This window comes from Flavobacterium xylosi (assembly GCF_042787345.1).
In the GTDB taxonomy this organism is placed as follows: Bacteria; Bacteroidota; Bacteroidia; order Flavobacteriales; family Flavobacteriaceae; genus Flavobacterium; species Flavobacterium xylosi.
In genome coordinates this window covers 168,202-193,655 of the sequence record NZ_JBHZPZ010000002.1, presented here as the reverse complement: position 1 = coordinate 193,655, position 25,454 = coordinate 168,202, and the positions used below count along the sequence as shown (strand labels likewise).

Sequence of the window (25,454 nt, the reverse complement as noted above, 5' to 3'; positions counted from 1 at the left end):
GGACTAAGGCCTCGCAAATTTAAAGAAATTTACTTGAATTAACAATAGATTACTTTCTTCTCTCTACATAAAAAATAACCCGAAAATTAAATTGAATTTTCGGGCTATCTCATTTTGGTTTGAGTTAGTTAATCTACATTGTCATGCAAATACGAGTTGTTAGAACGCAACTGTAGGTCATTGTTGCTGTCTGTTCCAACAGAAATTCTCGAATTTGTATTGTTTGGTTGATTATTTGAAATATCTATTCCTAATCTTTTGTAAGCAGGTTCTTTTTCGTACTCATCAATTTTAGAAACATTATTATGAAACTTGTAATTGAATTCTTTTAATTTTTTTCTTCTTTCGTCAGCGCGAAGCTTCAACGTTTCTTCAATTGTCATTTCCATTGGAGAAATACTTTCGAAATGAGTTGGTGCATTTGTAACTACATCCACTTGTTTCATTGTAATATTCAACTCGGCAGGAACAGTAACTTCAACTACTTTTGCAATTGGTTTAACCTCGAAATCAGTATCTGCTTCCATGTACTCCTCAAGAGAATATTTGATAATTCCTCTATCAGACAATTCTGTTACCGGAACAAATTGTACTGCTTCATTGACTTTGATATCACGAGTTTCATTCGTTAGTTCAAATAAAACTTTGTTTTCCTCACCCTGAGCAACCGGCTCTGCTTTGAAAAGCGGCAAATCAAAAGAGAAAGCCGTTTGTTCTTGTCTTTCTACAATTTTTGGCTGAACTGCTTTTACTTCTTTAACTTCTGGTGAGGTAAAAGTAAATTCACTATCATTAATTGGAGAAACGATTTCGAAAGTCACGTCTAAATTTTTTATAAATTCAGACATCACCATCAACTCTTCTTTATTGATTGTTGGCGCTGGTGCTGTTATAACTGGTTCAGGAGCTACTACTGTAGTGTCTTCTAATAAATCGAAAACAATTCTTTCGTTAGAGTTTGATGCAGGCGTTACGTTATTTAAATCGAATGCAGCAACGGTTCTATTACTTAAATTGTGAACACTTCTTTGCTCGTCCTCTAGGGTATGAATTATTTTTTTAGGCTCCGTATTTACAATTTCGTTTTGTTGTTCAATATCGAATCCTGTAGCGATTATGGTAACTGCAATAGCATCTCCAAGCGATTCGTCTTCACCAACCCCCATGATAATATTTGCATTATGACCTGCTTCGATTTGAATATGGTCATTTATCTCTCCAATTTCATCAATTGTAATTTCATTAGTTCCAGAAACGATAAGCAACAATACGTTTTTGGCACCAGTAATTTTATTATCATTTAACAAAGGAGAATCTAAAGCAGCTACAATTGCTTCCTTAGCTCTATTCTCGCCTGAAGAAACAGAAGATCCCATGATAGCCGTTCCGCTATTATACAATACTGTTTTAGCATCTCTTAAATCGATATTTTGAGTATAGTGATGTGTAATTACTTCGGCAATACCTCTTGAGGCTGTCGCCAAAACTTCATCCGCTTTTGAAAAACCTGCTTTAAAACCAAGATTTCCGTATACTTCTCTTAATTTATTATTATTGATAACAATTAATGAGTCGACTTGTTTACGTAATTTATCGATACCTATTAAGGCTTGTTCCTGACGCACTTTCCCTTCAAACAAGAAAGGTAAAGTCACAATTCCTACCGTAAGAATATCTCTTTCTTTAGCCAATTGTGCGATTACCGGCGCAGCTCCTGTTCCAGTTCCACCACCCATTCCTGCAGTGATAAAAACCATTTTAGTATTGCGATCCAACATTTTTTCAATATCGGCAATACTTTCAATAGCGGATTGCTGACCTACATCTGGATTTGCTCCAGCACCAAGTCCTTCTGTCAAATGTACCCCTAACTGTATTTTGTTAGGCACAGAACTATTTTGCAAAGCCTGTGAATCTGTATTACAAACGATGAAATCAACGCCTTTAATACCTTGTTTGAACATGTGATTGATGGCGTTACTTCCGCCTCCACCTACACCAATTACTTTTATTACATTTGATTGATTTTTTGGTAAATCAAATGAAATACTTCCAAATTCTGAGTTGCTCATCATTTTATTTGGTTTTTTTAATGTTTAATTATTTTTTTTCTTCTTAAGGCTTGGGGCAAAAAGGAGAATTGAAATGTTTATTACTTACTTAGCTATTCTGCGTTATCCAGGAAATCCTTAATCTTATCAACATACCTGTCAAAAAATGATCTTTGTATTTTATCTCCCGTAGATACCGGTTTTACTTCCTCTTCTACTTCAACTACCGGCACTTCAACTTCATAATTTTGTACAACCGGAGCTCTGTAAACTGTAGCTTTTGGAGGCTCTATTGCATCCATTCTTAACGCGCTTTGAGAATTATTTTGAATGCTGTTCATTACTAATCCTACTGCTGTAGCGTATAAAGGACTTGAAATCTCTTCATCAGAATTTCCAGCCAAATGCTCGTTTGGATAGCCAATTCTGGTATCCATTCCGGTAATATATTCCACTAACTGCTTGATGTGTTTCAATTGAGCACCACCACCAGTAAGTACTATTCCTGCAATCAGTTTTTTACGAGGGTCTTCATGTCCGTATGCTTTTACTTCGGTGAAAACCTGGTCTATAATTTCTACTACACGAGCATGAATTATTTTCGAAAGATTCTTTAACGAAATCTCTTTTGGCTCTCTGCCTCTTAATCCGGGAATAGAAACAATTTCGTTGTCTTTATTTTCCCCTGGCCAAGCAGAACCAAATTTAACTTTTAATAACTCAGCTTGCTTTTCAATGATGGAACAGCCTTCTTTAATATCATCTGTAATTACATTTCCTCCAAAAGGTATTACAGCAGTATGACGAATAATACCATCTTTAAAAATGGCCAAATCCGTTGTTCCGCCACCTATATCGATAAGCGCAACACCTGCTTCTTTTTCTTCCTGACTCAAAACAGCATCAGCAGACGCTAATGGCTCTAAAGTCAAACCTGACAATTCTATTCCTGAACTTTGGATACATCTTCCTACATTGCGTATCGATGATGCTTGACCCACTACAACATGAAAGCTGGACTCTAATCTTCCCCCATACATTCCTATAGGCTCCTTAATCTCAGATTGTCCGTCAATTTTAAATTCCTGTGGCAATACGTGTATAATTTCTTCACCCGGCAACATGGCCAATTTATTTACCTGATCAATCAAAAGCTGTATGTCATTCTCCCCGATAACTTCTTCAGGATTATTTCTGCTAATATAATCTGTATGTTGAATGCTGCGGATGTGTTGACCAGCGATTCCAACAACTACGTCTTTAATCTTATAACCTGAATTATTTTCAGCCTCTTGAATTGCTTGTTGGATAGATTGAATAGTTTGAGTTATGTTATTCACAACACCTCTTGCCACTCCTAAGCTTTTGGATTTTCCAATTCCCAAAATCTCTAATTTCCCATACTCATTTTTCTTGCCTATCATGGCAACAATTTTGGTTGTCCCAATATCTAGACCTACTGCAATATTCTCTTTTTCCATTATCTATTATTTAGTGCAAACTACTTGTTCCGTAAATCTGAGATCTATTTTTTTATATTTATACAACGAACTATCTAAAACTGCTTTTTGAAAAAAAGCTTTATAATTTTTAAATTTTAGCTCCACATTTATCAATCTGCCAAAATCAATTTGGAAATCAAAATTTCTATTGAGCATTAATAAGCTGCCATTCGGCATAATTTGAATTCCAATGATATTTTTTTTCAAAAAAGCATCTTCATAGATTATGCGAAATAAATCAGCCAAATCTTCGTTATTTTTTTTATTAATTCCCCCTAAAACAAGTGGAACTCTAGCTGTAAAATTTGCTGATAATGGCATTCTATTCCCTTTGTAATCAATATAAAAAGAAGCTCCATTATCAAAAACCCTAGCTATTGGAGTCTTTTGTTTCACTACTGCTTTTAAAACGCCATCGATACTCACAAATACATCTGACTTTTCAATCATTTCTTGTGCATCTAAAGCTTTCTCCAGCTTATTCAAATCTAAATTAACTTTTTGAATGCTCGATGCATCTCTTTTATTTTCTATTAACAATTTATTAACCGTTTCTTGTTTAACAAAAGGAGCGATATCTCCCACAAAAATAACGGTAGATTTAGTTAATTTTCTATTTTCATTTCGATTTGACGTAAAAGAAAACAGAAAAATAACCAATGCAAACATCAGTATTAATCGAATATTTGTCCAATTAAAGAGTTTCATTTATCGCTTTTTTAATTGTTGGAACCAGTTCTCCTATATCTCCTGCGCCAATTGTCACAATAACTGTAGCATCTGATGCAAGAATAGTTGGAATTAAATCATTTTTTATGACCAATTTTTTATCATTATTTGTCATTTTATCCATTAACCATTGCGAAGTTATTCCTTCCATTGGCAATTCACGGGCAGGATAAATATCCAATAAAACAACTTCATCAAAAGCGGATAAACTTTTGGCAAAATCATCTGAAAAATCTCTGGTTCTGCTGAATAAATGGGGTTGAAAAATAGCCAAAACTTTCTGATTTGGATACAATTCTGTAACTGCCTGATGCACGGCATTTATTTCCGTTGGATGATGTGCGTAATCGTCTATATAAACTAACTTATCCGTTTTAATTTGATAAGAAAATCTTCTCTTTATGCCTTTGAATGATGCTATGGCTTTTGCAATGGCATTGGTTGGGGTGCCGAATAATTTTGCCATTGCGATAGCCATTAAAGCATTCATTAAATTGTGTTTCCCAGGTAATCCAAATTGTAAATTTTTTATTATTTCAGTGGGAGTTTGTACATCGAATGTGTAGCTGCCATTTCCAATTCTAACATTAAATACCTTAAAAATAGCATCTTCATTTACCGCACAGGTAACTCCTTCAATTGTCAATTCTTTCGTTATAAAAAGATTATTTTTATCTTCCACTTTAGAAGCAAATTCAATAAAAGATTCTTCAATTGCCTGACTGGTTCCATAAATATCCAAATGATCGGCATCCATAGATGTAATGCAGGCAATATTAGGATGCAAATGCAAGAACGAACGATCAAATTCATCTGCTTCAACAACAGTAACTGTTTTACCGCTTCCAATTAAATTTGAATTATAATTTTCTACAATTCCTCCAATAAAAGCAGTAACATCAGCACCGCTTTCAAATAAAATATGTCCTAAAATACTAGAGGTAGTTGTTTTACCATGAGTTCCGGCAACTGCAAAACAAAAAGTGTCTTTGGTGATTATTCCTAAAACTTCCGCTCTTTTTTTTACCTGATAGTCTCTTTCCAAGAAATAATTCCACTCGGAATGATTTTTTGGAACTGCTGGCGTAATAATAACCAAGGTGTTTTCTGAGTAGAAATCTTCTGGAATTAAATCAATATTATCTTCAAAATGAATTGAAATACCACTTTCTATTAATTCACCTGTAAGCATCGTAGGCGTTTTATCATACCCAGAGACTTGCTTACCGATATTTTTGAAATAACGAGCCAGAGCACTCATGCCGATGCCTCCAATTCCTATAAAATAGACGTTATGTATTTGATTTAAATTCATATTATTATTATTTTGCCACAAAGGCGCTAAGACACAAATTTTATTTAAAATATTTATTTCAATGATTGTATGATTAGATAGGAGCCGAATATAATAGAGCCAAAACCCCAATAAAACCTCTCCAATCATTCACATCTTTATGTTTACTTCTTTTAGTGAATACGTAAGACAAAGTGACAATAGCTATTAAAAGAAAAATACAACTTTTAAAAGAATCATTCATATGCTACTAAATCAATTTTACAATTTCATCAACAATTTGTTTTGTTGCTTCGGGTTTAGCCAATTTTTTTATATTCTCAATTAACTGATTCTGCTTTCCTTGATCTTTAAGTAAAGCTTCAAAAACAAGACCAAATTGTGAATCCAGCTCTGTTTCTTTCAACATAATTGCACCTTTTCGATCAACAATTGCCTGAGCATTTTTAGTTTGGTGATCTTCAGCTACATTAGGAGAAGGAATGAAAATCACAGGTTTTCCCACAAGACACAATTCCGAAACCGATGACGCACCTGCACGAGAAATGACAATATCGGCGGCGGCATAAACCAAATCCATTCTTTCAATAAAAGCCATTACTTGAACATCCCCTTGACTATATTTTTTATAATCTTCAAAATATAATTTTCCGCACTGCCAAATCACCTGAACATTCTGTGAAAGCAAATTTTTCAGCTCCTTTTCAATTAGTTGGTTTACTCTTCTTGCCCCTAGACTTCCACCAAGAACCAACAACGTTTTCTTTTTAGCATCTAAATTAAAAAATGGAATTGCTTCGGCTCTTTTACTTTCAATATCAATTAAATCTTGTCGAACTGGATTTCCAGTCAAAATCAATTTTTTTTTTGGAAAAAAACGTTCCAGATTTTCATAAGCAACACAAATTTTGTTTGCTTTTTTGCTCAACCATTTATTGGTGATTCCAGGATAGGAATTTTGTTCTTGAATCACTGTTGGTATACCGGCCATTGCTGCCACCTGCAATAAAGGTCCGCTTGCGAAACCTCCCGTCCCTATAACAGCATCAGGTTCAAACTCTCTTATTATTGTTCTGGATTTTAATAAACTCGCCAGTAATTTGAGTGGAAAAAGTGAATTATCAAATGTCAACCTTCTTTGAATACCAGAAATCCAAAGTCCCTTTATTTTATATCCAGCCTGCGGTACTTTTTGCATTTCCATTTTATCCTGAGCTCCTACAAAAAGGAATTCAGCATCCGGAAAACGGGATTTTAATTCATTGGCAATCGCAATGGCAGGATAGATATGTCCTCCAGTTCCGCCACCGCTTAATATGAATTTGTATTGTTTCATTTGTATAATGTTACTGAGTTCCTATGTTTTCAAAAATTATTTAATCTTAAAACCGATTATTTATTTAAAACTGCATTCATTGGATTCTTAGTTTTATCCTCTATAGAATAATCATTATCTGTACTGTAGTCGTCTTCTAATTGTTTGTCAATTAATTTTTGAAGCGCTTCGTCTCTTAAAGCAGACTCTTTTAATTCTTGCGCAATCTCTTCCTCTTTCTTAGTTACACTTATTATGATTCCAAGTGCAAAACAAGTCATCCATATAGAACTCCCTCCGCTACTTATCAATGGCAATGTCTGTCCCGTGACAGGTAATAATTCTACCGCCACGGCCATATTAATCATTGCTTGAAATATCATGGGAAAGCCTAATCCTATAACCACTAATTTCCCAAATAATGAATTGGCCTTATGAGAGGCTATAATAAATCGGAACAACAATAATAAATACAAAGCAAGAACACCTAAGCCACCTATAAGTCCATATTCTTCAACAATAATGGCATAAATAAAATCAGAAGAAGATTGCGGCAAGAAATTCTTTTGAACACTTTTACCTGGGCCCAATCCATATATTTTACCTGATGCAATTGCAATTTTTGCCTTCTCGATTTGATAATCGTCTTCATCCGGTTTATCTGTACTAAAATTCTCGATTCTGCTTTCCCAAGTATGTACCCTGCTAAAAAATCTGGAATCAGGAAAAGCTTTGGATAGAAGAACAAAAAAAGCGAGAAATAATATTCCCGATCCAATAATAATTCCAATATATTTTAATGGGTATTTACCAATAAAAGTCAACATCAATATCATCGAAAAAATCAACGCTGTTGTAGAAAAATTCGCAGGCAAAATTAATATCAAAGTGAAAAATACCGGTAACCAAAGCTCCCAAAAAGACGCCTTGAATGTAATAGGCTCTTCTCTGGTTTTAGACAAATAACGTGCTACAAAAATAAATAACACGATAGACGCCAATGTTGATGTTTGAAATGTTATTCCAATAAATGGCACTTGAATCCATCTACTGGCATTTGCACCGGCGATAACAGTTCCTTTAATTAAAGTGTAGGCTAATAAAATCCAAACAACGGGTAATCCTACTTTAGAGATTGCTCTAAAATAATGATACGGAACTTTGTGAATCCAATAGATAATGGCAAAACCAATACAGATATGAGCCAAATGTTTTACCAAATACCCCAATGTATTTCCGTTTCCCTGGCCTATATAAGCCAAGTTACTACTCGCACTAAAAACAGGCATAAACGAAAACAAGGCCAATAAGGCCACGAATGACCAAATACCTTTATCTCCTTTTAAATTGTTTATTAGTTGTTTCATTTTACTGTTTTTTTAAAGTTTTATTTGTTTAAATTTCAGGTTGGGGAGCCTTAAAATCTAAATAAATAAAACTTTTTTATTATAAATTCTTAACGGCTTGTTTAAATTGGTTTCCTCTGTCTTCATAGTTTTCAAACAAATCAAAACTAGCGCATGCTGGCGACAATAAAACCGTATCTCCTTTTTCGGTTAAACGCTGCGCCATTATCACTGCATCGTTCATGTTATCCACTTCGACCATCATATCTACCACATTCCCGAAAGCATCTATTATTTTTTTATTATCAACTCCAAGACAGATAATCGCTTTCACTTTTTCACGAACTAATGACATCAATTCATTGTAATCATTTCCTTTATCAACACCTCCCACAATCCACACTGTAGGTGTATTCATGCTGTCTAATGCAAAAAAAGTGGCGTTTACATTAGTCGCTTTTGAATCATTGATGTACTGTACATTTTGAATTTTCAATACTTTTTCAAGACGATGTTCTACTCCTTGAAAGTTTGACAAACTTTCACGTATTGTCGACTTTCTAATTTGCATCAATTTTGCCACAGAGGTTGCTGCCATTGCGTTTTTCATGTTATGTTTTCCTTCCAAGGCAATATGCTCTGTATCCATTGTAAACTCTTCTTGATTAATTGAAATTTCCATTTTGTTGTTTTTTATATAAGCTCCTTCGCTGAGAATTTTAGTCAATGAAAAAGGAATTAATTTGGCTTTAGTTGTATGTGTTTTAAACCATTCTGTAATGGCTTCATCATCCGCATCATATATGAGGTAATCTTCCTCGGTTTGATTCTTTGTAATTCTAAATTTTGAATCAATGTAATTTTCGTATTTGTACTCGTATCGATCTAAATGATCCGGACTGATATTCGTAATAATAGCAATGTGAGGTTTGAAATTCACAATTCCATCCAGTTGAAAACTACTCAACTCCAGCACATAAGAATCATAATTATTATCTGCCACCTGCCAAGCAAAACTCTTTCCAATATTCCCTCCTAATCCTACATTCAAACCTGCTGATTTCAGCAAATGGTGTGTAAGCATTGTGGTGGTTGTCTTTCCATTGCTGCCTGTAATTCCAATTATAGTAGCGTTTGTAAAAGGGGCTGCGAACTCAATTTCCGACAACACCGGAACTCCTTTCTCTTTAAGCCTTTTAACTACTGGCGATTTATCCGGAATTCCCGGGCTTTTCATCACCAAATCAGCATTCAGAATCAAATCTTCAGTATGCTTTTCCTCTTCCCAAGCAATTTCATTAATGATAAGAACCTCTTTATAATTTTCTTTTATCTTTCCAAAATCAGACACAAATACATCATACCCTTTCTTCTTACCCAGAATAGCCGTTCCTATTCCGCTTTCCCCACCACCTAAAATTACTAGCCTCATACTATCTTAATTTTAAAGTAACAATTGATAATATGGCCAGCATTATGGCAACAATCCAAAAACGGGTGACAATTTTACTTTCGTGATATCCTTTTTTCTGATAATGATGATGCAAAGGCGACATTAGAAAGATTCTTCGGCCTTCGCCAAAGCGTTTCTTTGTATATTTAAAATAAGCGACTTGCAAAACGACTGAAAAATTTTCGACAAGAAAAATTCCGCACAATAATGGAATCAACATTTCTTTTCGAACAGCAATCGCCAGAACCGCAATAATTCCTCCAATAGTCAAACTTCCTGTATCCCCCATAAAAACAGATGCTGGATAAGAATTGTACCAAAGAAATCCAATTAAAGCGCCCACAAATGCGGCTATAAAGACCGTCATTTCCCCCGAATGAGGGATATACATAATATTCAAATAATTAGAAAAAATAATATTCCCCGAAACGAATGTAAATATCCCCAATGCCAAGACCGAAACAGCTGAAGTTCCTGCAGCCAGTCCATCAATACCATCCGTTAAATTTGCACCATTAGACACTGCGGTAATAATAAAAATCACGACCGGAATAAAAATCAACCATGCCCATTTTTCATAACCTTCACCTGTCCAAGCTAATAATTCAGCATAATCAAATTCATTATTTTTAAAGAACGGAATCGTAGTTGCGGTAGATTTTTCTTCAACTGGAGCTTGAACAATTACATTTTCAGTAGGTGTTTTGAATATATCCGATGTAGATGTATCCGTACGTACAGTTACAGCCGGACTAAAATAAAGGACCGTACCTACAATTAAACCAAGACCTACTTGACCAAAAACTTTAAATATCCCTTTTAGACCTTCTTTATCTTTTTTGAAAATTTTGATATAATCATCTATAAAACCGATCGTTCCCATCCAAAGTGTGGTAACAATCAATAAAACAATATAAATGTTATGCAACTTTGCAAAAAGAATAACAGGAACCAAGGTGGCAAATATGATAATTAACCCCCCCATTGTTGGTGTACCCGCTTTTTCATTTTGGCCAGCTAAACCCAGTTCACGAACGGTTTCACCTACTTGTTGCCTTTGAAGGAAATGAATGATTCTTTTACCATAAATTGTAGACAACAGTAAAGAAAGCATCAATGCTAATGCAGATCTAAAAGTAATGTACTGAAAAACACCTGTTCCAGGAACATCTAATATTTTGTCCAAATATTCAAATAAGTAATACAGCATATTTTTCTATTTATGGAGTTGTTCTAATATTTCTTTAACAATTTTCATGTCGTCAAAATCGTGACGAACACCATTTATTTCCTGATAGGTTTCATGACCCTTTCCTGCAATTAATATAATATCATTTGGCTGAGCCAATTGACAAGCTGTTTTTATAGCCTGTTTTCTATCCGTAATAGTCAACAATTTCTTGTAATTCTGAGGGGCAACACCTTGCTCCATTTCACTAATAATAGTTTCAGGAGCTTCATTTCTTGGATTATCTGAAGTTAGTATTGCTTTATCACTAAGATCTGATGCAATCCCAGCCATAACTGGGCGTTTTGTTTTGTCTCTATTTCCTCCACAACCTACAACTGTTATCAATTGTTCGTTTTTAGTACGAATGTCATTGATTGTTTTCAGCACATTTTCTAATGCATCCGGCGTATGCGCGTAATCTACAATAGCGGTAATATTTGAAGCAGAAACAATAAATTGAAAACGTCCCGAAACACTTTCTAAATCTGATAATAAGCGAAGTACTTCCAAGCTTTCCATTCCTAATTGAACGGCAGTTCCGTAGATAGCCAATAAATTATACGCATTAAATGTGCCTATCAGCTTTACCCAAACTTCATTTCCGTTAATTTTCAATAATAAACCTGACAATTGATTTTCCAGGATTTGTGCTTTATAATCAGCATAGGTTTTTAAAGCATAAGTCAATTTTTTTGCTGCCGTATTCTGCAACATAACTGGCCCATTTTTATCATCAATATTTACTAATACAAATGCTGATTTAGGCAAATTATCGAAAAATGATTTTTTCACATCTCTGTACTCGGCAAATGTTGGGTGATAATCCAAATGATCGTGAGACAAATTGGTGAAAATACCGCCAACAAAATGTAACGCTTCCGTTCTTTTTTGGTGAATTCCATGCGAACTCACTTCCATAAAACAATATTCAACTCCATTCTCCACCATTTCTTTCAAATAATGATTAATTGTAATTGAATCTGGAGTAGTATGTGTCGCTTTATATTCTTGCACGTCAACTAAAATTTTCACTGTAGATAACAATCCAACTTTGAAACCTGCTTTTTTAAACAATTGGTACAACAACGAAGCAATGGTAGTTTTACCGTTTGTTCCTGTGATACCAACCAATTTCAATTTTTCAGAAGGATCTCCAAAATAATTTGCAGCCATAAATGCCAAGGCTGAATTAGTGTCTTTTACCTGAACATAAGTGATTCCTTTTGTAATAGTCTCCGGAAAAGTATCGCATACAATTGCAACAGCTCCTTGTTGAATTGCTTTTTCTATATAATCATGGCCGTCAGAAATAGAACCACGAACAGCTATAAAAACATCATTTTTCTCAATTTTTCTTGAGTCGAAATCCATTTTGTCGATAGCAATATCCGTCGAACCTTTTACGGCTTCGATAGCTACTTTGTATAATATGTCTTTTAATATACTCATGATAATTCCAATAGTATAGTTGTGTTTTTCACAATGTTTTGCCCCGCTTGAAGTGATTGTTTTTTTACCTTTCCTATTCCGGTAACTTTCACTTTTAAACCTAAATTTTCTAATAAAGCCAATGCATCCATCCCTGACATTCCTTTTACATTAGGAATTGATGGCGACTTCATTTGTGATTTTACAAAATAAGAATCATAATTATTTTCTTGTTTCTGTATTTTTCTGTCTAAATTTTTAATTTTATTAGTTGAAGGAGCATCTGTAAAAATCTTTTGAGCAATCCTTTTAAAAACGGGACCTGCCACATCCGCACCGTAATAATTATTATTGACTGTACTTGGCTTATGAACGACAACTATGCAAGAATATTTTGGGTGATCTGCCGGAAAATATCCAACAAATGAAGAAGCATAATATTTACCTGAACCACCATCTTTTGCATAATTCACCGCAGCCGTTCCCGTTTTTCCTGCCATAGAAAAATCTTTAGAATAAAGTTTTGCACCTGTTCCTCTTTTTACCACATTTGATAAAAGCGCTTTTAATTTTTTGATAGTTTCATCAGAACAAATCTTCGGATTGATAATTTGTTTATCGTATTTCTTGATGGTTTTATTCCATTCTTTAATTTCTGAAACGAATTGTGGTTTTACCATTTCTCCGTTATTCGCAACAGCATTATACAAAGTCAAAGTTTGCAAAGGTGTCATTGCAACACTATATCCAAAAGCCATCCATGGTAAAATATTAGGATTCCAATTTTTATCTGATGTTTGATGAACAATAGGTTTTCCTTCGCCTTGAAATGGTAATCCAAGAGGTTTGTTCAAACCCATTTTATTTATTCTATCGATAAATTGTTGTGGATTATTTTTATAATTTTCTACAACAGCTTGAACTAAAATAGTATTAGAAGAAACTTCAAAGCCTTTTCCAAGCGATATTTTTCCATATCCCCCTTTATGCGAATCACGAACTTTATCACCTCTGTAAGTTATAACGCCACCACGACTATCGTAAACCTTCGATGTATCGACTTTATTATCATCCAAAAGCGCAATCATATCAACCAATTTGAACGTAGAACCTGGTTCATGAGATTCTGCAACAGCATAATTTATAGTTTCGTAGTAATTACCTGATTTTTCGTCTCTTCCCAAATTAGAAATCGCTTTAACCTGACCTGTTTTTGTTTCCATAACCACCACACAACCGTGTTCAGCGCCATATTCTTCCAATTGTTTCAACAAGGCATGATGCGCAATATCTTGAATGTAAACATCAATAGTAGAAATTACATCGTATCCATCTTGCGGATCAACTTCGTTTACATCACGAATGGGTTTCCATTGTCCTTTTGCAATTTTTTGTTTTAAAATTTTACCGTCTTTTCCGTTTAGATATTTTCCAAAAGCACCTTCTATTCCTACTCGTTTTAATTGACCACTTTCGTCAATTCTATCGTAACCAATGGTTCTTTCAGCGATTTTACCAATTGGGTGTTCTCTAACGGTTTCTTGTTCAATTATAATTCCACCTCTATTACTTCCCAAATTAAACAGTGGAAATCCTTTGATTTTAAAATATTCGGTATAGCTTAAATCACGAGCAACCAAATAATATCTGTTTTTGTTTGCTCTAGCTTTTCTTAATTCATTTTGAAAATAGCTTGATGGTTTTCCTAAAACTGAAGCTAACGAATCAGATAATGATTTCACATTTTTTTCGAACGCTTCTGCTTTTGGAGTAACGGCATCAAAACGTATTTCATAATTAGGAATAGAAGTTGCCAAAAGGCTTCCGTCTGCAGAGTAAACATTTCCTTTATTAGCTGGAATCACAAAATTTCTAACCGTTCTTTCTTTGGCCAATTTTCTATAATAATCCCCTTCCACCCATTGAATATTTGTCAACTTTACAGCAATCGCAATTGCCATCAAAAAGATAGCGAATGCAACCAGATAAATTCTGTACGATATGTGTTTATCTTCTACTGCCATATTTTTTTGAAGAAACTTTTTTCTTCTTCTTTTTTAACTTCGATTTTAACCGCAGGAACTGTTGACGGAAAAATATTTTTTTCTACCATTTTTTCAGAAACTGTCGATTCCATTTTCAATTTCATTAACTCCGAGCGTCTGTCTACAAATTCCGAACGCAATTCTTTTACTTTGTTTGTCAACTCGTTAATCTTAAACACTTTTTGTTCGAATCGCTGCGTATTAGCAATCATAATTATAGCCAAAACAATTACAAAAACAATGAAACGCCAGTTTTTAACAGCATCATCATCTATCAGAAACCTTGCTTTTAAAAGATTGTAAACTCCGTTTTTCATTTGTCCTCTCCCCGACCCTCTCCAAAGGAGAGGGAGCCGAGATATTAAAAGTTAGTATTTATTTTTCCTCCTTGGCTTCTCCCTTTTGGGGAGGCCGGGTGGGGATTATATCTTTTCCGCTATTCTCAATTTGGCACTTCTTGCTCTGTTATTTTCTTTTATTTCAGCAGCATCCGGCACAATTAATTTTCCAACTGTTTTGAATGGAACTGAAAAATTACCAAAAAAGTCACGCTCAGGTTCTCCTTCAAACATTCCGTTTTTTACAAATCGCTTTACCAATCTATCTTCTAAAGAATGATACGAAATCACGCTTAATCTGCCGCCTGGATTTAAAATTTCTAAGGATTGCTCCAAAAACTCTTTCAAAACATCCATCTCTTGGTTTACTTCAATTCGAATCGCCTGATAGATTTGCGCCAATATCTTATTTCTAACTCTTTCAGGCAAAAATTTCGCTAAAACCTCTTTCAATTTATCCGTGGTTTTGATTGGCTGCTCTTCTCTTGCTTCTACAATTGTTCTTGCTAAAACAGGTGCATTTTTTAATTCACCATAATCTAAAAACACTCTTTTCAGATTTGCTTCATCGTATTCATTAACTACACGATAGGCATTTAAATCATTTTTCTGACTCATTCTCATATCCAGCTCAGCATCAAAACGGGTAGAAAAACCTCGTTCAGCCACATCAAACTGATGAGACGAAACACCCAAATCAGCTAAAATTCCATCAACGCTTTTCACTCCATAAAAACGCAAAAAACGTTTAATGAACCTGAAATTCTCATTGATAAGTGTAAATCTTTCGTCAGCCAAAGCATTCGCTAACGCATCCTCATCTTGATCAAAAGCAAATAATTTTCCGTTTGGACCAAGTCTTTTTAAAATTTCTTTTGAATGACCACCGCCACCAAAAGTCACATCAACATAAATGCCGTCTGGCTTAATATTTAAACCATCTACTGATGCCTGAAGCAAAACCGGATTATGATATTCCATAGTCATTGTCATTTATATTTCCCATTACTTCTTCTGCTAAATCTGCAAAATCTATTTCTTCATCACCTATAGATTTTTCATATAAGTCTTTATCCCAAATTTCTACAATATTGATCGCTGAAGAAAACACTACCTCTTTACTAATATTAGCAAAAAGAACTAAATCCTTTGGCACTAATAGTCGCCCCAAAGCATCGATCTCAACAATTTTTACCCCAGCTGTAAACCTTCGGATAAAGTCATTGTTTTTTTTAACAAATCGATTCAACTTACTGATTTTTTCCGTCATCAACACCCATTCCTGCATAGGGTACAACTCCAGACAGGGCTGAAAAACGGAACGCTTCAAAACGAATCCGTTTTGAAGAGAAGAGGCCAACTGCTTTTTTAAAGGTGCTGGCAACAACAACCTTCCTTTAGCATCGACTTTACATTCATATGTTCCAACAATTGTATCCAAGCAAAATGTATTAAATGGTGTAGAGCAAAAATATAAAAAATATTACCACATTTTACCACTATATACCACTTTGTTAATAAGTTTCACCACTTTTGAATAAAAACCCTTAATTTTTGGACAGTCAGGAGGTTATGTCAATTTTATTTTATTTGTAAGAAAGATAACATCATTAAAAAAGAAGACTAAAAAAACAATACAATTTCAATTATACTTTTGGCAAAAAAGAGCAAATAATTAACATTTTAGCTCAAAAACATGCAAAATTTATCTTAATTAACTAATTAAAATTGTCGTAAAAAATCATTTTTATTTTTTAAATCCTATATTTGTCAAAATTGAAAATCCGGATTCTAAAAACATGGAAAAATACTATAAAAAAGAAGGTAAATACAGCTATTATGAAGCTGGAGAAGGAATCCCTATTGTCATCCTTCACGGCCTGATGGGAGGATTAAGTAACTTTGATGCTGTTGCCAGTTATTTTTCTAACAAAGGATACAAAATAATAATCCCTGATTTACCAATATACACACAAAGCATTCTAAAAACTAACGTTAAGAGCTTTGCAAAATACGTTAAAGATTTTATTACGTTTAAAGGTTTAGAACGAGTAATCCTTTTGGGAAATTCATTAGGAGGACATATCGCTTTATACCATACAAAAATGTACCCTGAAAAAGTAGCTGGTCTCGTAATTACCGGAAGTTCTGGTCTTTACGAAAGTGCGATGGGAGACAGTTACCCAAAAAGAGGTGATTATGAATACATCAAGAAAAAAGCAGAAGATGTATTTTATGATCCAAAAGTAGCAACCAAAGAGCTCATTGATGAAGTTTATGCTTCCGTAAATGACAGAATAAAATTAATAAAAACATTGACGATTGCCAAAAGTGCCATTCGTCATAATATGGCTAAAGATTTACCAAAAATGCATGTGCAAACTTGCATCATTTGGGGTAAAAACGACAAAGTAACTCCTCCGGATGTCGCTGTAGAATTCAATAAATTGTTGCCAAATTCAACTTTATATTGGATTGATCACTGTGGCCATGCCGCCATGATGGAACAGCCTGAAGAATTTAACCGTTTGCTGGAAGAATGGCTATCAGTAACCCATTTACAAGTACACCCTTAAAAAAGAATAATTAGATACGCAAATCATGAAAATTAATACTGCCGAATTTATTATTAGCAACTCTGATGTAGCAAAATGTCCCAAAGACTTTATGCCAGAATATGCTTTTATAGGCCGATCAAATGTTGGTAAATCCTCATTGATCAATATGCTGACTAATCAAAAAAAATTAGCAAAAACGTCTGGAAGACCAGGAAAAACACAATTGATTAACCATTTTTTAATTAATAACAATTGGTTTCTTGTCGATTTACCGGGTTATGGCTATGCCAAAGTTTCTAAAAAGACAAAATCTATTTTTCAGGAATTTATCACAGATTATTTTGAAACAAGAGAGCAATTAGTTTGTGCTTTTGTTTTGATTGATATTCGTCACGAAGCCCAAACCATAGACATTGAATTCATGTCATACATGGGAGAAAGTGAAATTCCGTTTTGTATTGTTTTCACCAAAGCTGATAAAATCAGTAAAGTAAAAATTGACTCTCACGTTGCCGCTTACAAAAAGAAAATGTTTGCAAATAACTGGGCCGAAATGCCTCATTATTTTGTTACATCAGCAACTGAATCTACTGGAAAAGAAGAATTATTAAGTTATATTGATGAAGTAAATCAAGAAGTTTTCAAAAATAACAATCAGTTTTAGAAACTCTCTTCTTCACATTTTAAAACAAGTAAAATCCCAAAACTTAAATAAGAGTTTTGGGATTTACTTTTTAAGATAAAGAATCTAATTTATTTCGTTAGCTCTAATTTTTCTGCAAAATAATCGCAAAAATCTTTCATTGTATTAGCCATTTTTTCATCATCGGTAGCGCGTTTGAAAGTTTCAGACATCGCCACTAAAGTTTGATGAAAGAAAATCTTCATTTCATCTACCGGCATGTCTTTAGTCCATAAATCGATACGCATACTTTCTTTGGCCTTACTGTCCCAAATAGACAACATAATAGCTTTGGCTTCCTGCGCCTCAACTCCACCGTCTTTTGCAGACCACATTAATTTTTCCGGAACACGGTTATCGTCTAATTCGATTAGAAATTTAATTTCTGAGGTGTTTATATCTGACATTACTTTTTAGGTTTGTATTTTGATTTTTCGAATATTTCTTTTGCATCTGTTTTTAATAAATCCGCGATTGGCACATCATTATTTTTCATGTAAGAACGCACAATTTGCCAGCCAATCCAAGCACCAACACGTCCTGGTGAATCATTATCAATTTCTAAATAAAACTTAGAAAATGGAGCTGCATTGATAAAACGAGGCTGTAGTTTTTGATCATCACTGTAAAGCATTTCCTTTTCTATAAAATAACGCCACATATAACTTTCATTTTCCTGACACCATTTAATCTGTTCCGCAGTATAACCCATTTTATCCGCATCATTATAATCAGGCAAAAGTAAGTCTTTTAAATATAATTGTTTTCCAAAGTAGACCATTTGACTCAGTAAATTTTTATCTAAAACAGGTGCAATTTTTCTAATAGAAAAACTAGAAACTATATCGGGCATTATTTGTCCCTGCTCCAGGTTTTGTTTTATATAATTTGGAAACTGATAAAATTTATGCTCGTTTCCTAAATACAATTCAAGAGAAATAATCACCAAACTATCTGCATAAATTGCTTTATTATTATAATCCATTTCAGAGATTATTGTAATAACTTTAGGCGTTTTAGTCTTGGGAAAATAATATTTTATATGCTTAAAAAGTAAATTTAACTCCTCTTTTACCGGTTTAAAATCTACATATTTTTTTTGTACTTCTCCGTATAACTCTCTCCATAATGGATTTTGCATTTTATCAATCCATATACTATCGTCATTTCCACCAGGAAAGAAATAAGGGAACTTTTCTTTAATTTTTCTTAAATCCTGAGGCGGAGTTTCGAAAAATATTTTGTCAAAACGCACTACTTCAACTTCCACAGGAATTTTATCAACTGCATTTTCTATAGTCTGTTTTTTATCACATGACAAAAAAAAGAGACAAAAGACAGTTAAAAACAGGTGTATTTTCATATTTATTAAGTAAGTTTGTAGCCAAAGTAATAGGGAAGAATAAACTACGAATGATATTGCAAATATACATTCCTCCTTTTTAATACCTAAACTATTATGATTAAAAATACCACCATGCAAGTTGAAAAAACAAATACACATATTGTAGATTGGCTAAAGACCTATGCAGAAAACGCAAAAGTTAATGGTTTTGTCATAGGAATCTCTGGTGGAGTTGATTCAGCAGTAACCTCAACGCTTTGCGCACAAACCGGATTACAAGTTTTATGTGTTGAAATGCCTATACATCAAGCCGCTAGCCACATAACCCGCGGACGGGAACATATAGAACAATTAAAAAATAGATTCCCAAACGTAACCAGCATAGAAGCTGATTTGACTTCGGTTTTTGAATCTTTCAAGAAAATTGTTCCAGATGATGTAGAAACAAATAAACTTCATTTATCCTTAGCTAATACTCGTGCCCGTTTACGAATGACTACTTTATATTATTTCGCAGGTATTCATGGATTAGTGGTTGCAGGGACCGGGAATAAAGTAGAAGATTTTGGCGTTGGATTTTTCACCAAATATGGAGATGGCGGGGTCGATTTAAGTCCAATTGCTGATTTAATGAAATCAGAGGTATACATTTTAGGCAGTTATTTAAAAATACCGGATTCAATCTTAAAAGCCTCTCCATCTGATGGATTATTTGGAGACGAAAGAACCGATGAAGACCAATTAGGAGCCAGTTACAATGAATTAGAATGGGCAATGATTCAAGATGAATCAGGAAAATCAGCCAACGATTTTTCAGGAAGAGAAAAAACTGTTTTCGAAATTTACAAGCGATTAAATACTATCAACCAGCATAAAATGATAGCAATACCAGTTTGTTTACTATAAATAAACTAAATTATTTACATTTTATGCTGATTTTCAGTTATTTACAGAATTTATTTATTAAATTTACTATCCAAAATTCAAACAACACTAAAAATTAAAATTATGATTAAAGTATGTTTAGCCGACAATTATCCCGTAGTGCATTTTGGAGTAAAATCTTACTTTAAGGATCACGCAGAAATATCAATAGTTGCCAATGTTGGGAATTTTTTGATGGTTCGGGATATACTACTTACCAAGGACATTGATGTATTAATATTAGACCTGGAACTGGAAGGTCTTTCGAGCATTTTCGAAGTGAAAAATGTCTTGAAAAACTTCCCAAAAACTAAAATTATTATTTTCAGTGGTCTTTCAGAACAAATTTATGCACCTAATGCCATAAAAGCTGGTGTTTCTGGGTTTATTCACAAAAAAGAGAAACTAGAAACCTTAGGAATTTCGATTATTAAAGTCCATCAAGGAAAAATAATCATGAATGAAACAGTTAAGAAAAATCTGGCATTAATTGCAAAACAAAGCAAGAGCGAACGATTATATCGAAAGCTTTCCAATCGTGAAGTAGAAGTTTTACGTTATTTAAGTGATGGAAAAAAGAATCATGAGATTGCTGAAATTCTAAGTCTTAACGAAAAAACAATTAGTACGTATAAATTACGTCTCTTAACTAAATTAAATGTCACTAATTTAGTCGATTTGGTAAACAAAGCAAAAACATTAGAAATAGTTTAGTCTAGTAGTATCTAGACATTACTCTTCCTAATTTTTTTGAAAACGAATGAATTAATGTGTTGTAATCCATTGTCAAAGATAGAGGCTCTGTATTATCTGAATCAGGTTCAGATGATAGAGAGCTTTTTAGTTCATCAATTATTTTACCCACAAGATACCATCGTAAAGTTAGGATCGTTTCGGAGACATTTTGACTTATAGTCTCATTTTTAGCTTTCGGGAAAATATTTTGTCCTTCCCAATTGTGCAATACTACTCTTTCATCTTCCATTAAAATATCAGTAATTTCTTGTGCAAAATCAGGTTGCAACTGCATTAAGTATTTTTCTAAACTGAAGTTTTCATTCTGATGGTAGAAGTTGATTAAATCATTAAAAATAGCTCGAAACAAAGGATTAGCGAGCTCAACCTCATCTTCCTGTAAGCTTAAATAAATCCTCTGATAGACTTTATATTCTTTCTTTTCTATAACATTTTCGATTTCACCGTCCTCATTTGTTTTCAAGAATGCATCCTCAAACTCTTCGGTTTTATTTCCATACAACAAAAGAATCTCAATAATTTTTCTTTCTAAACGATATAAAACATCAACTTTTTCTGTATCAATCGGATTTTCATTTTTGACAACTTCAAAAGCTTGTTGTTCCTGTTTTTGTTTTTTACCAACTTCGGAAACATCTTTTTGAACTAATTGCGCCAAGGTACTTTGCAAAACCTGCTCCGAAATATCCATAATTCGGGAACATTCCTGAATGTAAATCTCTCTTTGAATTCTATCCGGAATCTTGGAAATACTCACCACCATATCCCTGATTAAATCTGCTTTTTTTATAGGATCATTCTTGGCCTCATTCATCAAAAGCGATGCTTTGAACTGAATGAAATCCTTAGCATTATTCTCGAGATATAAAACCAAATCATCATAAGATGTTTTTTTGGCAAAACTGTCTGGGTCTTCTCCGTCAGGAAAAGTGCATACTTTTACATTCATCCCTTCCTCCAGAATCAAATCGATTCCACGGACAGACGCGCGTAATCCTGCTGCATCACCATCAAAAAGTACCGTAATATTCTTTGTTAATCTGTTTATCAAACGAATTTGGTCTGGTGTCAAAGCAGTTCCCGAAGAACTAACGACATTCTCAATTCCGGATTGATTGAATTGAATTACATCTGTATATCCTTCTACCAAATAACAATTATTCAATTTTGCAATAGATTGTTTGGCCTGAAAAATCCCGTAAAGGACTTTACTTTTATGGTAAATTTCACTTTCTGGTGAATTCAGATATTTTGCGGCTTTTTTATCATTGGTAAGAATACGACCTCCAAAGCCCAGCACTCTTCCTGACATACTTTCTATAGGAAACATGACACGTCCTTTGAACCTGTCGAAAGGTCTGTCATCTCTGGGAATTGTGAGCCCTGTACTTTCCAGAAACTCTAATTTATATCCTTTCCCCAATGCTTCTTTGGTAAAAGCATCCCAAGCTTCAGGTGAATATCCTAAACTAAACTTCTTAATCGTGTCATTAGTGAATCCTCTTTCTTTAAAATAAGAATACCCAATTGCTTTGCCTTCTTCAGAATTAAAAAGGGTATTATTAAAATAGGTTTTAGCAAACTCAGAAACCAGATACATACTTTCTCTTACATCTGTAATTGCTTTCTCTTCATCAGTTTGTTCGGTTTCTTCGATTTCGATATTGTATTTTTTAGCTAAGTATCGAATGGCTTCCGGATAGGTAAAATGGGAGTGTTCCATCAGGAAAGCCACGGAATTCCCGCCTTTTCCAGAACTAAAATCTTTCCAAATTCCTTTGGCTGGCGAAACCATAAAGGAAGGAGAGCGCTCTTCAGAAAAAGGACTCAATCCCTTGAAGTTACTTCCTGCACGTTTCAAGTTTACGAAATCACCGATAACCTCCTCTACACGAGCAGTTTCGAAAACAGTATCTATAGAGGCTTTTGAAATCAATTTAATTTAGGGTCAAAGTTATAAAGGGTCAAAGTTACAAAGTTTTTGAATATATAAACCCTTTCAGAGTTTGAAACTCTAAAAGGGTTCTTAAAAAACTAACCAAACAAATTTTAATTTAAATCAAAACGCAATCCTAAGGAAACATTGTTTTGTTTCATTGCATTATCTTTAAACAAAGGGTTCAAATCATATTTCAAATACAAACTGGTTTCTTTATAGCCAATATAAGTACTCAATCCATAAATAAAATTAGTAGTATTGAAATCTCCTCTGACTTTTTCCGTAGCTTTTAGATTGGTATCGTCGTACTTAGTAATTTGTTTTGACTTTAAGTTAATTCCTGCATAACCACCTACTCCAAGACGAAAACTTTGGTGTGTTTTGAAAAAGGATTTCCCTTCTTTCATTTTATTCCCTGAAAAATCAAACTCTAAGTGAACTGGCGCCACTAAATATACATTTCTAAAACGAGAGTCATTCAAATCGATAGCATTGACAACTAAATTAGTTTGATTACCGTTTACTACAAAACTTCGGTTTTCTGTGGGACGTAAATTATTATACATTAATGACAAGCCGTATTTAGCGTGCAAAAGATTGTCGCTTTTTAAAATTCTGCTATTATAGGTTATACCTAATTCATAAAAATGAGAGCCTAGAAACCTATAATCAGAATCCTCCAGCTTGGCATCTGATAATAAATTATTTAAACCTGCTGCTAGTACAAATTGAGAAGTTGTTCTCTTTTCACTTTGAATACTGTCCTTATCATTGTTTTTATTCTTGTTTTTATGAAAACTAAAACTGTATCTTCTTGTAGAATCTTGCTCTTTAATTTTTCCGTCCACTTTTTCCTGGACTAAATTTTTTAAATTTTCCTGTTCCTGAGCCACTCTCGACTCTATATTGATTGCTCTGGCTTCTGCTAATGCTTTCTTTTTATTTTCAGCTACTTCTCTGGAAATCGTGCCATTAATTAATTGATTGTTAACGGCCTCAACTTCAATTTTTAAGGCGGCTTTTTCTTCTTTTGTAATAGTTTCAATTTTTGACGCAATATTTTTTGCCCGTTTTTCAAATGTTTCCTGTCCAAGCATTTTGCTGGCTAAAAGACATAATAATAGTGCTAAGTAAATGGTAAAATTTCTCATAGTGTTTTGATTTTAATGATGATTGATGATTTTTATTCTATGTTGCGATTCGCTAAAGCTACTTTTACAGTTTGGTAATTTTTGCTCACTTTGGTAATTACTTTTTCTCGAAAGGAAAGCTCTAATTCTCCATCCACCTGTGAAAGCAAATTAATGGCATTTACATGTATAACAGGCTTTTGATTTAATTGACTTTCCTTTTTCGAAGGATTTTCAACAGCTGCTAGCAGTTCGTCAACTGGGACAGTCTTTGTTTGTTGTTTGATTGATTGTTGTTCTGTTTTTTGATTACTGATTGAAACTTCTGCTATTTGATTTTGATTTGAATTACTTTTAATAACTATTGATTCTTTTTTTAATTTAGGGCTTTTGTTCGCACCCAAAGTTACTTTTTGGACAACATTGGTAACTAAACTTTTTCTTTCCTCTGCTTTAAGGTCGATAACATTGTCCGGAATTACAGCAGCTTTAGGAGTAATCCCGTTTTGAATAACAACCTCATTTTTTTGTTTTCCAATTTCGTTTTTATTTTGACTGAAATAAATTGTCCCAACCAATAAAAATCCAACAAAACTTGCCGCAATATACATCCAACGAAACTTCGCTTTTGGTTTTTCAGCATTTGTAAGCATTGCATCCAGTTTGCCCCAAGCCATTTCTGATGGTTTGATCTCCCGAGAATTCAATTGCTCCTTGAAATTTGCTTCTAGTTTATTCGGTTCCATACTCGTAATTTTTTAAAGTATTAATCTGTCCTCGCAACATTTTTCTGGCATGTGACAACTGCGATTTTGAGGTTCCTTCATTAATCCCAAGCATACCGGCAATTTCGTGGTGTTTGAATCCTTCGATGGCATATAAATTGAAAACCATTTTATAACCATCCGGTAAGCTGTCTATCAAAAACTGAATGTCATCAATTGAAAATTGGCTTTCTATGTTATTGAAACTTTCTTCAAAATAATCTTCATCTTCAATATATTTCACCTTTTTTTGAACTCGGATAAAAGAAATGCATTCGTTCACCATAATTCTTCTAATCCAACCCTCAAAACTTCCTTTATGTTGAAAATTTTTCAGATTCGTAAACACTTTCATAAAAGCAGTAATCATGATATCTTCGGCCTGATGAATGTCTTTTATGTATTGGCGGCAAACGCTTAACATTTTTGGAGAAAACTGGACATAAATTTTCTGTTGCGCCTGCCGATTACTTTCGACAGCTAACTGGATTAATTCATTTTCCTCCTGATGTAAGTTGATTACTTTCAAAATAGTTATAAAGTGTTTCTATTAGCATAGACGATTAACAATGCAAAAAGGTTGCACCGCAATTTAAAAAAAAATGAATTTTTAGAGTTCGAAAA

Annotated in this window: 23 protein-coding genes; 4 read left to right on the top strand and 19 right to left on the bottom strand. The window is 33.8% G+C overall.

Annotation, left to right across the window (positions count from 1 at the left end; genetic code table 11):
• Positions 1-128: 128 nt before the first annotated feature.
• The 13 genes from ftsZ to mraZ form a co-directional block, all read right to left on the bottom strand.
• Positions 129-2,075 carry a cell division protein FtsZ gene (gene ftsZ / locus ACFX5E_RS02470; protein ID WP_379853582.1) on the bottom strand — a complete coding sequence of 649 codons (1,947 nt, stop codon included), beginning with the start codon at positions 2,073-2,075 and terminating at the stop codon, positions 129-131.
• Positions 2,076-2,164: 89 nt separating this feature from the next.
• Positions 2,165-3,532, bottom strand: a complete 1,368-nt coding sequence (gene ftsA, locus ACFX5E_RS02465; RefSeq protein ID WP_379853581.1) for a cell division protein FtsA — start codon at positions 3,530-3,532, stop codon at positions 2,165-2,167.
• A gap of 6 nt (positions 3,533-3,538) precedes the next feature.
• A complete protein-coding gene (locus ACFX5E_RS02460; protein ID WP_379853580.1) occupies positions 3,539-4,261 on the bottom strand; it encodes a cell division protein FtsQ/DivIB in 723 nt (240 codons plus the stop codon).
• Positions 4,248-5,597, bottom strand: a complete 1,350-nt coding sequence (gene murC / locus ACFX5E_RS02455; protein ID WP_379853579.1) for a UDP-N-acetylmuramate--L-alanine ligase — start codon at positions 5,595-5,597, stop codon at positions 4,248-4,250. The genes ACFX5E_RS02460 and murC overlap by 14 nt, the downstream gene beginning before the upstream one ends.
• A 229-nt stretch (positions 5,598-5,826) precedes the next feature.
• Positions 5,827-6,912: an undecaprenyldiphospho-muramoylpentapeptide beta-N-acetylglucosaminyltransferase gene (gene murG, locus ACFX5E_RS02450; protein WP_379853578.1), complete on the bottom strand. Its 1,086-nt coding sequence runs from the start codon at positions 6,910-6,912 to the stop codon at positions 5,827-5,829.
• 56 nt (positions 6,913-6,968) lie between these two features.
• A complete protein-coding gene (locus ACFX5E_RS02445) occupies positions 6,969-8,258 on the bottom strand; it encodes an FtsW/RodA/SpoVE family cell cycle protein (RefSeq protein WP_379853577.1) in 1,290 nt (429 codons plus the stop codon).
• Positions 8,259-8,337: 79 nt separating this feature from the next.
• On the bottom strand, positions 8,338-9,669 hold the full coding sequence (gene murD / locus ACFX5E_RS02440) for a UDP-N-acetylmuramoyl-L-alanine--D-glutamate ligase (RefSeq protein ID WP_379853576.1): 1,332 nt from the start codon (positions 9,667-9,669) through the stop codon (positions 8,338-8,340).
• A 1-nt stretch (position 9,670) separates the two neighbouring features.
• Positions 9,671-10,900, bottom strand: coding sequence for a phospho-N-acetylmuramoyl-pentapeptide-transferase (gene mraY, locus ACFX5E_RS02435; RefSeq protein WP_379853575.1), 1,230 nt, complete (start codon positions 10,898-10,900; stop codon positions 9,671-9,673).
• A 6-nt stretch (positions 10,901-10,906) separates the two neighbouring features.
• Positions 10,907-12,370 (bottom strand): UDP-N-acetylmuramoyl-L-alanyl-D-glutamate--2,6-diaminopimelate ligase, encoded by a 1,464-nt coding sequence (locus tag ACFX5E_RS02430; RefSeq protein WP_379853574.1) that lies wholly within the window; start codon positions 12,368-12,370, stop codon positions 10,907-10,909.
• Entirely contained in the window at positions 12,367-14,373 is a 2,007-nt protein-coding gene (locus ACFX5E_RS02425; RefSeq protein ID WP_379853573.1) for a penicillin-binding protein, read from the bottom strand. Before ACFX5E_RS02425 ends, ACFX5E_RS02430 begins: the two co-directional genes overlap by 4 nt.
• Positions 14,364-14,711 carry an FtsL-like putative cell division protein gene (locus ACFX5E_RS02420; protein ID WP_379853572.1) on the bottom strand — a complete coding sequence of 116 codons (348 nt, stop codon included), beginning with the start codon at positions 14,709-14,711 and terminating at the stop codon, positions 14,364-14,366. The genes ACFX5E_RS02425 and ACFX5E_RS02420 overlap by 10 nt, the downstream gene beginning before the upstream one ends.
• Positions 14,712-14,816: 105 nt before the next feature.
• Positions 14,817-15,725, bottom strand: coding sequence for a 16S rRNA (cytosine(1402)-N(4))-methyltransferase RsmH (gene rsmH, locus ACFX5E_RS02415; RefSeq protein WP_379853571.1), 909 nt, complete (start codon positions 15,723-15,725; stop codon positions 14,817-14,819).
• On the bottom strand, positions 15,700-16,173 hold the full coding sequence (gene mraZ / locus ACFX5E_RS02410; protein ID WP_379853570.1) for a division/cell wall cluster transcriptional repressor MraZ: 474 nt from the start codon (positions 16,171-16,173) through the stop codon (positions 15,700-15,702). The genes rsmH and mraZ overlap by 26 nt, the downstream gene beginning before the upstream one ends.
• Positions 16,174-16,531: 358 nt before the next feature.
• Between mraZ and ACFX5E_RS02405 the strand changes: the two genes are divergently transcribed.
• Positions 16,532-17,308: an alpha/beta fold hydrolase gene (locus tag ACFX5E_RS02405; RefSeq protein ID WP_379853569.1), complete on the top strand. Its 777-nt coding sequence runs from the start codon at positions 16,532-16,534 to the stop codon at positions 17,306-17,308.
• Between the two features lie 25 nt (positions 17,309-17,333).
• On the top strand, positions 17,334-17,954 hold the full coding sequence (yihA, locus tag ACFX5E_RS02400; RefSeq protein ID WP_379853568.1) for a ribosome biogenesis GTP-binding protein YihA/YsxC: 621 nt from the start codon (positions 17,334-17,336) through the stop codon (positions 17,952-17,954).
• Positions 17,955-18,043: 89 nt separating this feature from the next.
• On the opposite strand, the gene gldC is transcribed toward yihA, so the two are convergent.
• The gene (gene gldC / locus ACFX5E_RS02395; RefSeq protein ID WP_379853567.1) at positions 18,044-18,379 is read right to left on the bottom strand and encodes a gliding motility protein GldC; all 336 of its coding nucleotides are present in this window, start codon (positions 18,377-18,379) and stop codon (positions 18,044-18,046) included.
• Complete coding sequence (gene gldB, locus ACFX5E_RS02390) at positions 18,379-19,335, bottom strand: gliding motility lipoprotein GldB (RefSeq protein WP_379853566.1); 957 nt, start codon at positions 19,333-19,335, stop codon at positions 18,379-18,381. Before gldB ends, gldC begins: the two co-directional genes overlap by 1 nt.
• 96 nt (positions 19,336-19,431) lie before the next feature.
• On the opposite strand from gldB, the gene nadE reads away from it, so the two are divergent.
• Positions 19,432-20,223, top strand: a complete 792-nt coding sequence (gene nadE / locus ACFX5E_RS02385; protein WP_379853565.1) for an NAD(+) synthase — start codon at positions 19,432-19,434, stop codon at positions 20,221-20,223.
• Positions 20,224-20,325: 102 nt separating this feature from the next.
• On the top strand, positions 20,326-20,955 hold the full coding sequence (locus ACFX5E_RS02380) for a LuxR C-terminal-related transcriptional regulator (protein WP_379853564.1): 630 nt from the start codon (positions 20,326-20,328) through the stop codon (positions 20,953-20,955).
• A gap of 1 nt (position 20,956) precedes the next feature.
• Here ACFX5E_RS02380 and dnaG read toward each other — a convergent pair whose 3' ends face one another.
• The 4 genes from dnaG to ACFX5E_RS02360 form a co-directional block, all read right to left on the bottom strand.
• The gene (gene dnaG, locus ACFX5E_RS02375; RefSeq protein ID WP_379853563.1) at positions 20,957-22,933 is read right to left on the bottom strand and encodes a DNA primase; all 1,977 of its coding nucleotides are present in this window, start codon (positions 22,931-22,933) and stop codon (positions 20,957-20,959) included.
• 113 nt (positions 22,934-23,046) lie between these two features.
• On the bottom strand, positions 23,047-24,087 hold the full coding sequence (locus ACFX5E_RS02370; RefSeq protein WP_379853562.1) for a hypothetical protein: 1,041 nt from the start codon (positions 24,085-24,087) through the stop codon (positions 23,047-23,049).
• Positions 24,088-24,119: 32 nt separating this feature from the next.
• Positions 24,120-24,812: a hypothetical protein gene (locus ACFX5E_RS02365; RefSeq protein ID WP_379853561.1), complete on the bottom strand. Its 693-nt coding sequence runs from the start codon at positions 24,810-24,812 to the stop codon at positions 24,120-24,122.
• The gene (locus tag ACFX5E_RS02360) at positions 24,799-25,359 is read right to left on the bottom strand and encodes an RNA polymerase sigma factor (RefSeq protein WP_379853560.1); all 561 of its coding nucleotides are present in this window, start codon (positions 25,357-25,359) and stop codon (positions 24,799-24,801) included. The genes ACFX5E_RS02365 and ACFX5E_RS02360 overlap by 14 nt, the downstream gene beginning before the upstream one ends.
• Between the last annotated feature and the right edge of the window lie 95 nt (positions 25,360-25,454).

Coding starts and splice junctions, on each gene's coding strand:
- ftsZ (WP_379853582.1), bottom strand. CDS start 2,075: ATGATGAGCAACTCAGAATTTGGAAGTATTTCATTTGATTTACCAAAA.
- ftsA (WP_379853581.1), bottom strand. CDS start 3,532: ATGGAAAAAGAGAATATTGCAGTAGGTCTAGATATTGGGACAACCAAA.
- ACFX5E_RS02460 (WP_379853580.1), bottom strand. CDS start 4,261: ATGAAACTCTTTAATTGGACAAATATTCGATTAATACTGATGTTTGCA.
- murC (WP_379853579.1), bottom strand. CDS start 5,597: ATGAATTTAAATCAAATACATAACGTCTATTTTATAGGAATTGGAGGC.
- murG (WP_379853578.1), bottom strand. CDS start 6,912: ATGAAACAATACAAATTCATATTAAGCGGTGGCGGAACTGGAGGACAT.
- ACFX5E_RS02445 (WP_379853577.1), bottom strand. CDS start 8,258: ATGAAACAACTAATAAACAATTTAAAAGGAGATAAAGGTATTTGGTCA.
- murD (WP_379853576.1), bottom strand. CDS start 9,669: ATGAGGCTAGTAATTTTAGGTGGTGGGGAAAGCGGAATAGGAACGGCT.
- mraY (WP_379853575.1), bottom strand. CDS start 10,900: ATGCTGTATTACTTATTTGAATATTTGGACAAAATATTAGATGTTCCT.
- ACFX5E_RS02430 (WP_379853574.1), bottom strand. CDS start 12,370: ATGAGTATATTAAAAGACATATTATACAAAGTAGCTATCGAAGCCGTA.
- ACFX5E_RS02425 (WP_379853573.1), bottom strand. CDS start 14,373: ATGGCAGTAGAAGATAAACACATATCGTACAGAATTTATCTGGTTGCA.
- ACFX5E_RS02420 (WP_379853572.1), bottom strand. CDS start 14,711: ATGAAAAACGGAGTTTACAATCTTTTAAAAGCAAGGTTTCTGATAGAT.
- rsmH (WP_379853571.1), bottom strand. CDS start 15,725: ATGACAATGACTATGGAATATCATAATCCGGTTTTGCTTCAGGCATCA.
- ACFX5E_RS02405 (WP_379853569.1), top strand. CDS start 16,532: ATGGAAAAATACTATAAAAAAGAAGGTAAATACAGCTATTATGAAGCT.
- yihA (WP_379853568.1), top strand. CDS start 17,334: ATGAAAATTAATACTGCCGAATTTATTATTAGCAACTCTGATGTAGCA.
- gldC (WP_379853567.1), bottom strand. CDS start 18,379: ATGTCAGATATAAACACCTCAGAAATTAAATTTCTAATCGAATTAGAC.
- gldB (WP_379853566.1), bottom strand. CDS start 19,335: ATGAAAATACACCTGTTTTTAACTGTCTTTTGTCTCTTTTTTTTGTCA.
- nadE (WP_379853565.1), top strand. CDS start 19,432: ATGATTAAAAATACCACCATGCAAGTTGAAAAAACAAATACACATATT.
- ACFX5E_RS02380 (WP_379853564.1), top strand. CDS start 20,326: ATGATTAAAGTATGTTTAGCCGACAATTATCCCGTAGTGCATTTTGGA.
- ACFX5E_RS02370 (WP_379853562.1), bottom strand. CDS start 24,087: ATGAGAAATTTTACCATTTACTTAGCACTATTATTATGTCTTTTAGCC.
- ACFX5E_RS02365 (WP_379853561.1), bottom strand. CDS start 24,812: ATGGAACCGAATAAACTAGAAGCAAATTTCAAGGAGCAATTGAATTCT.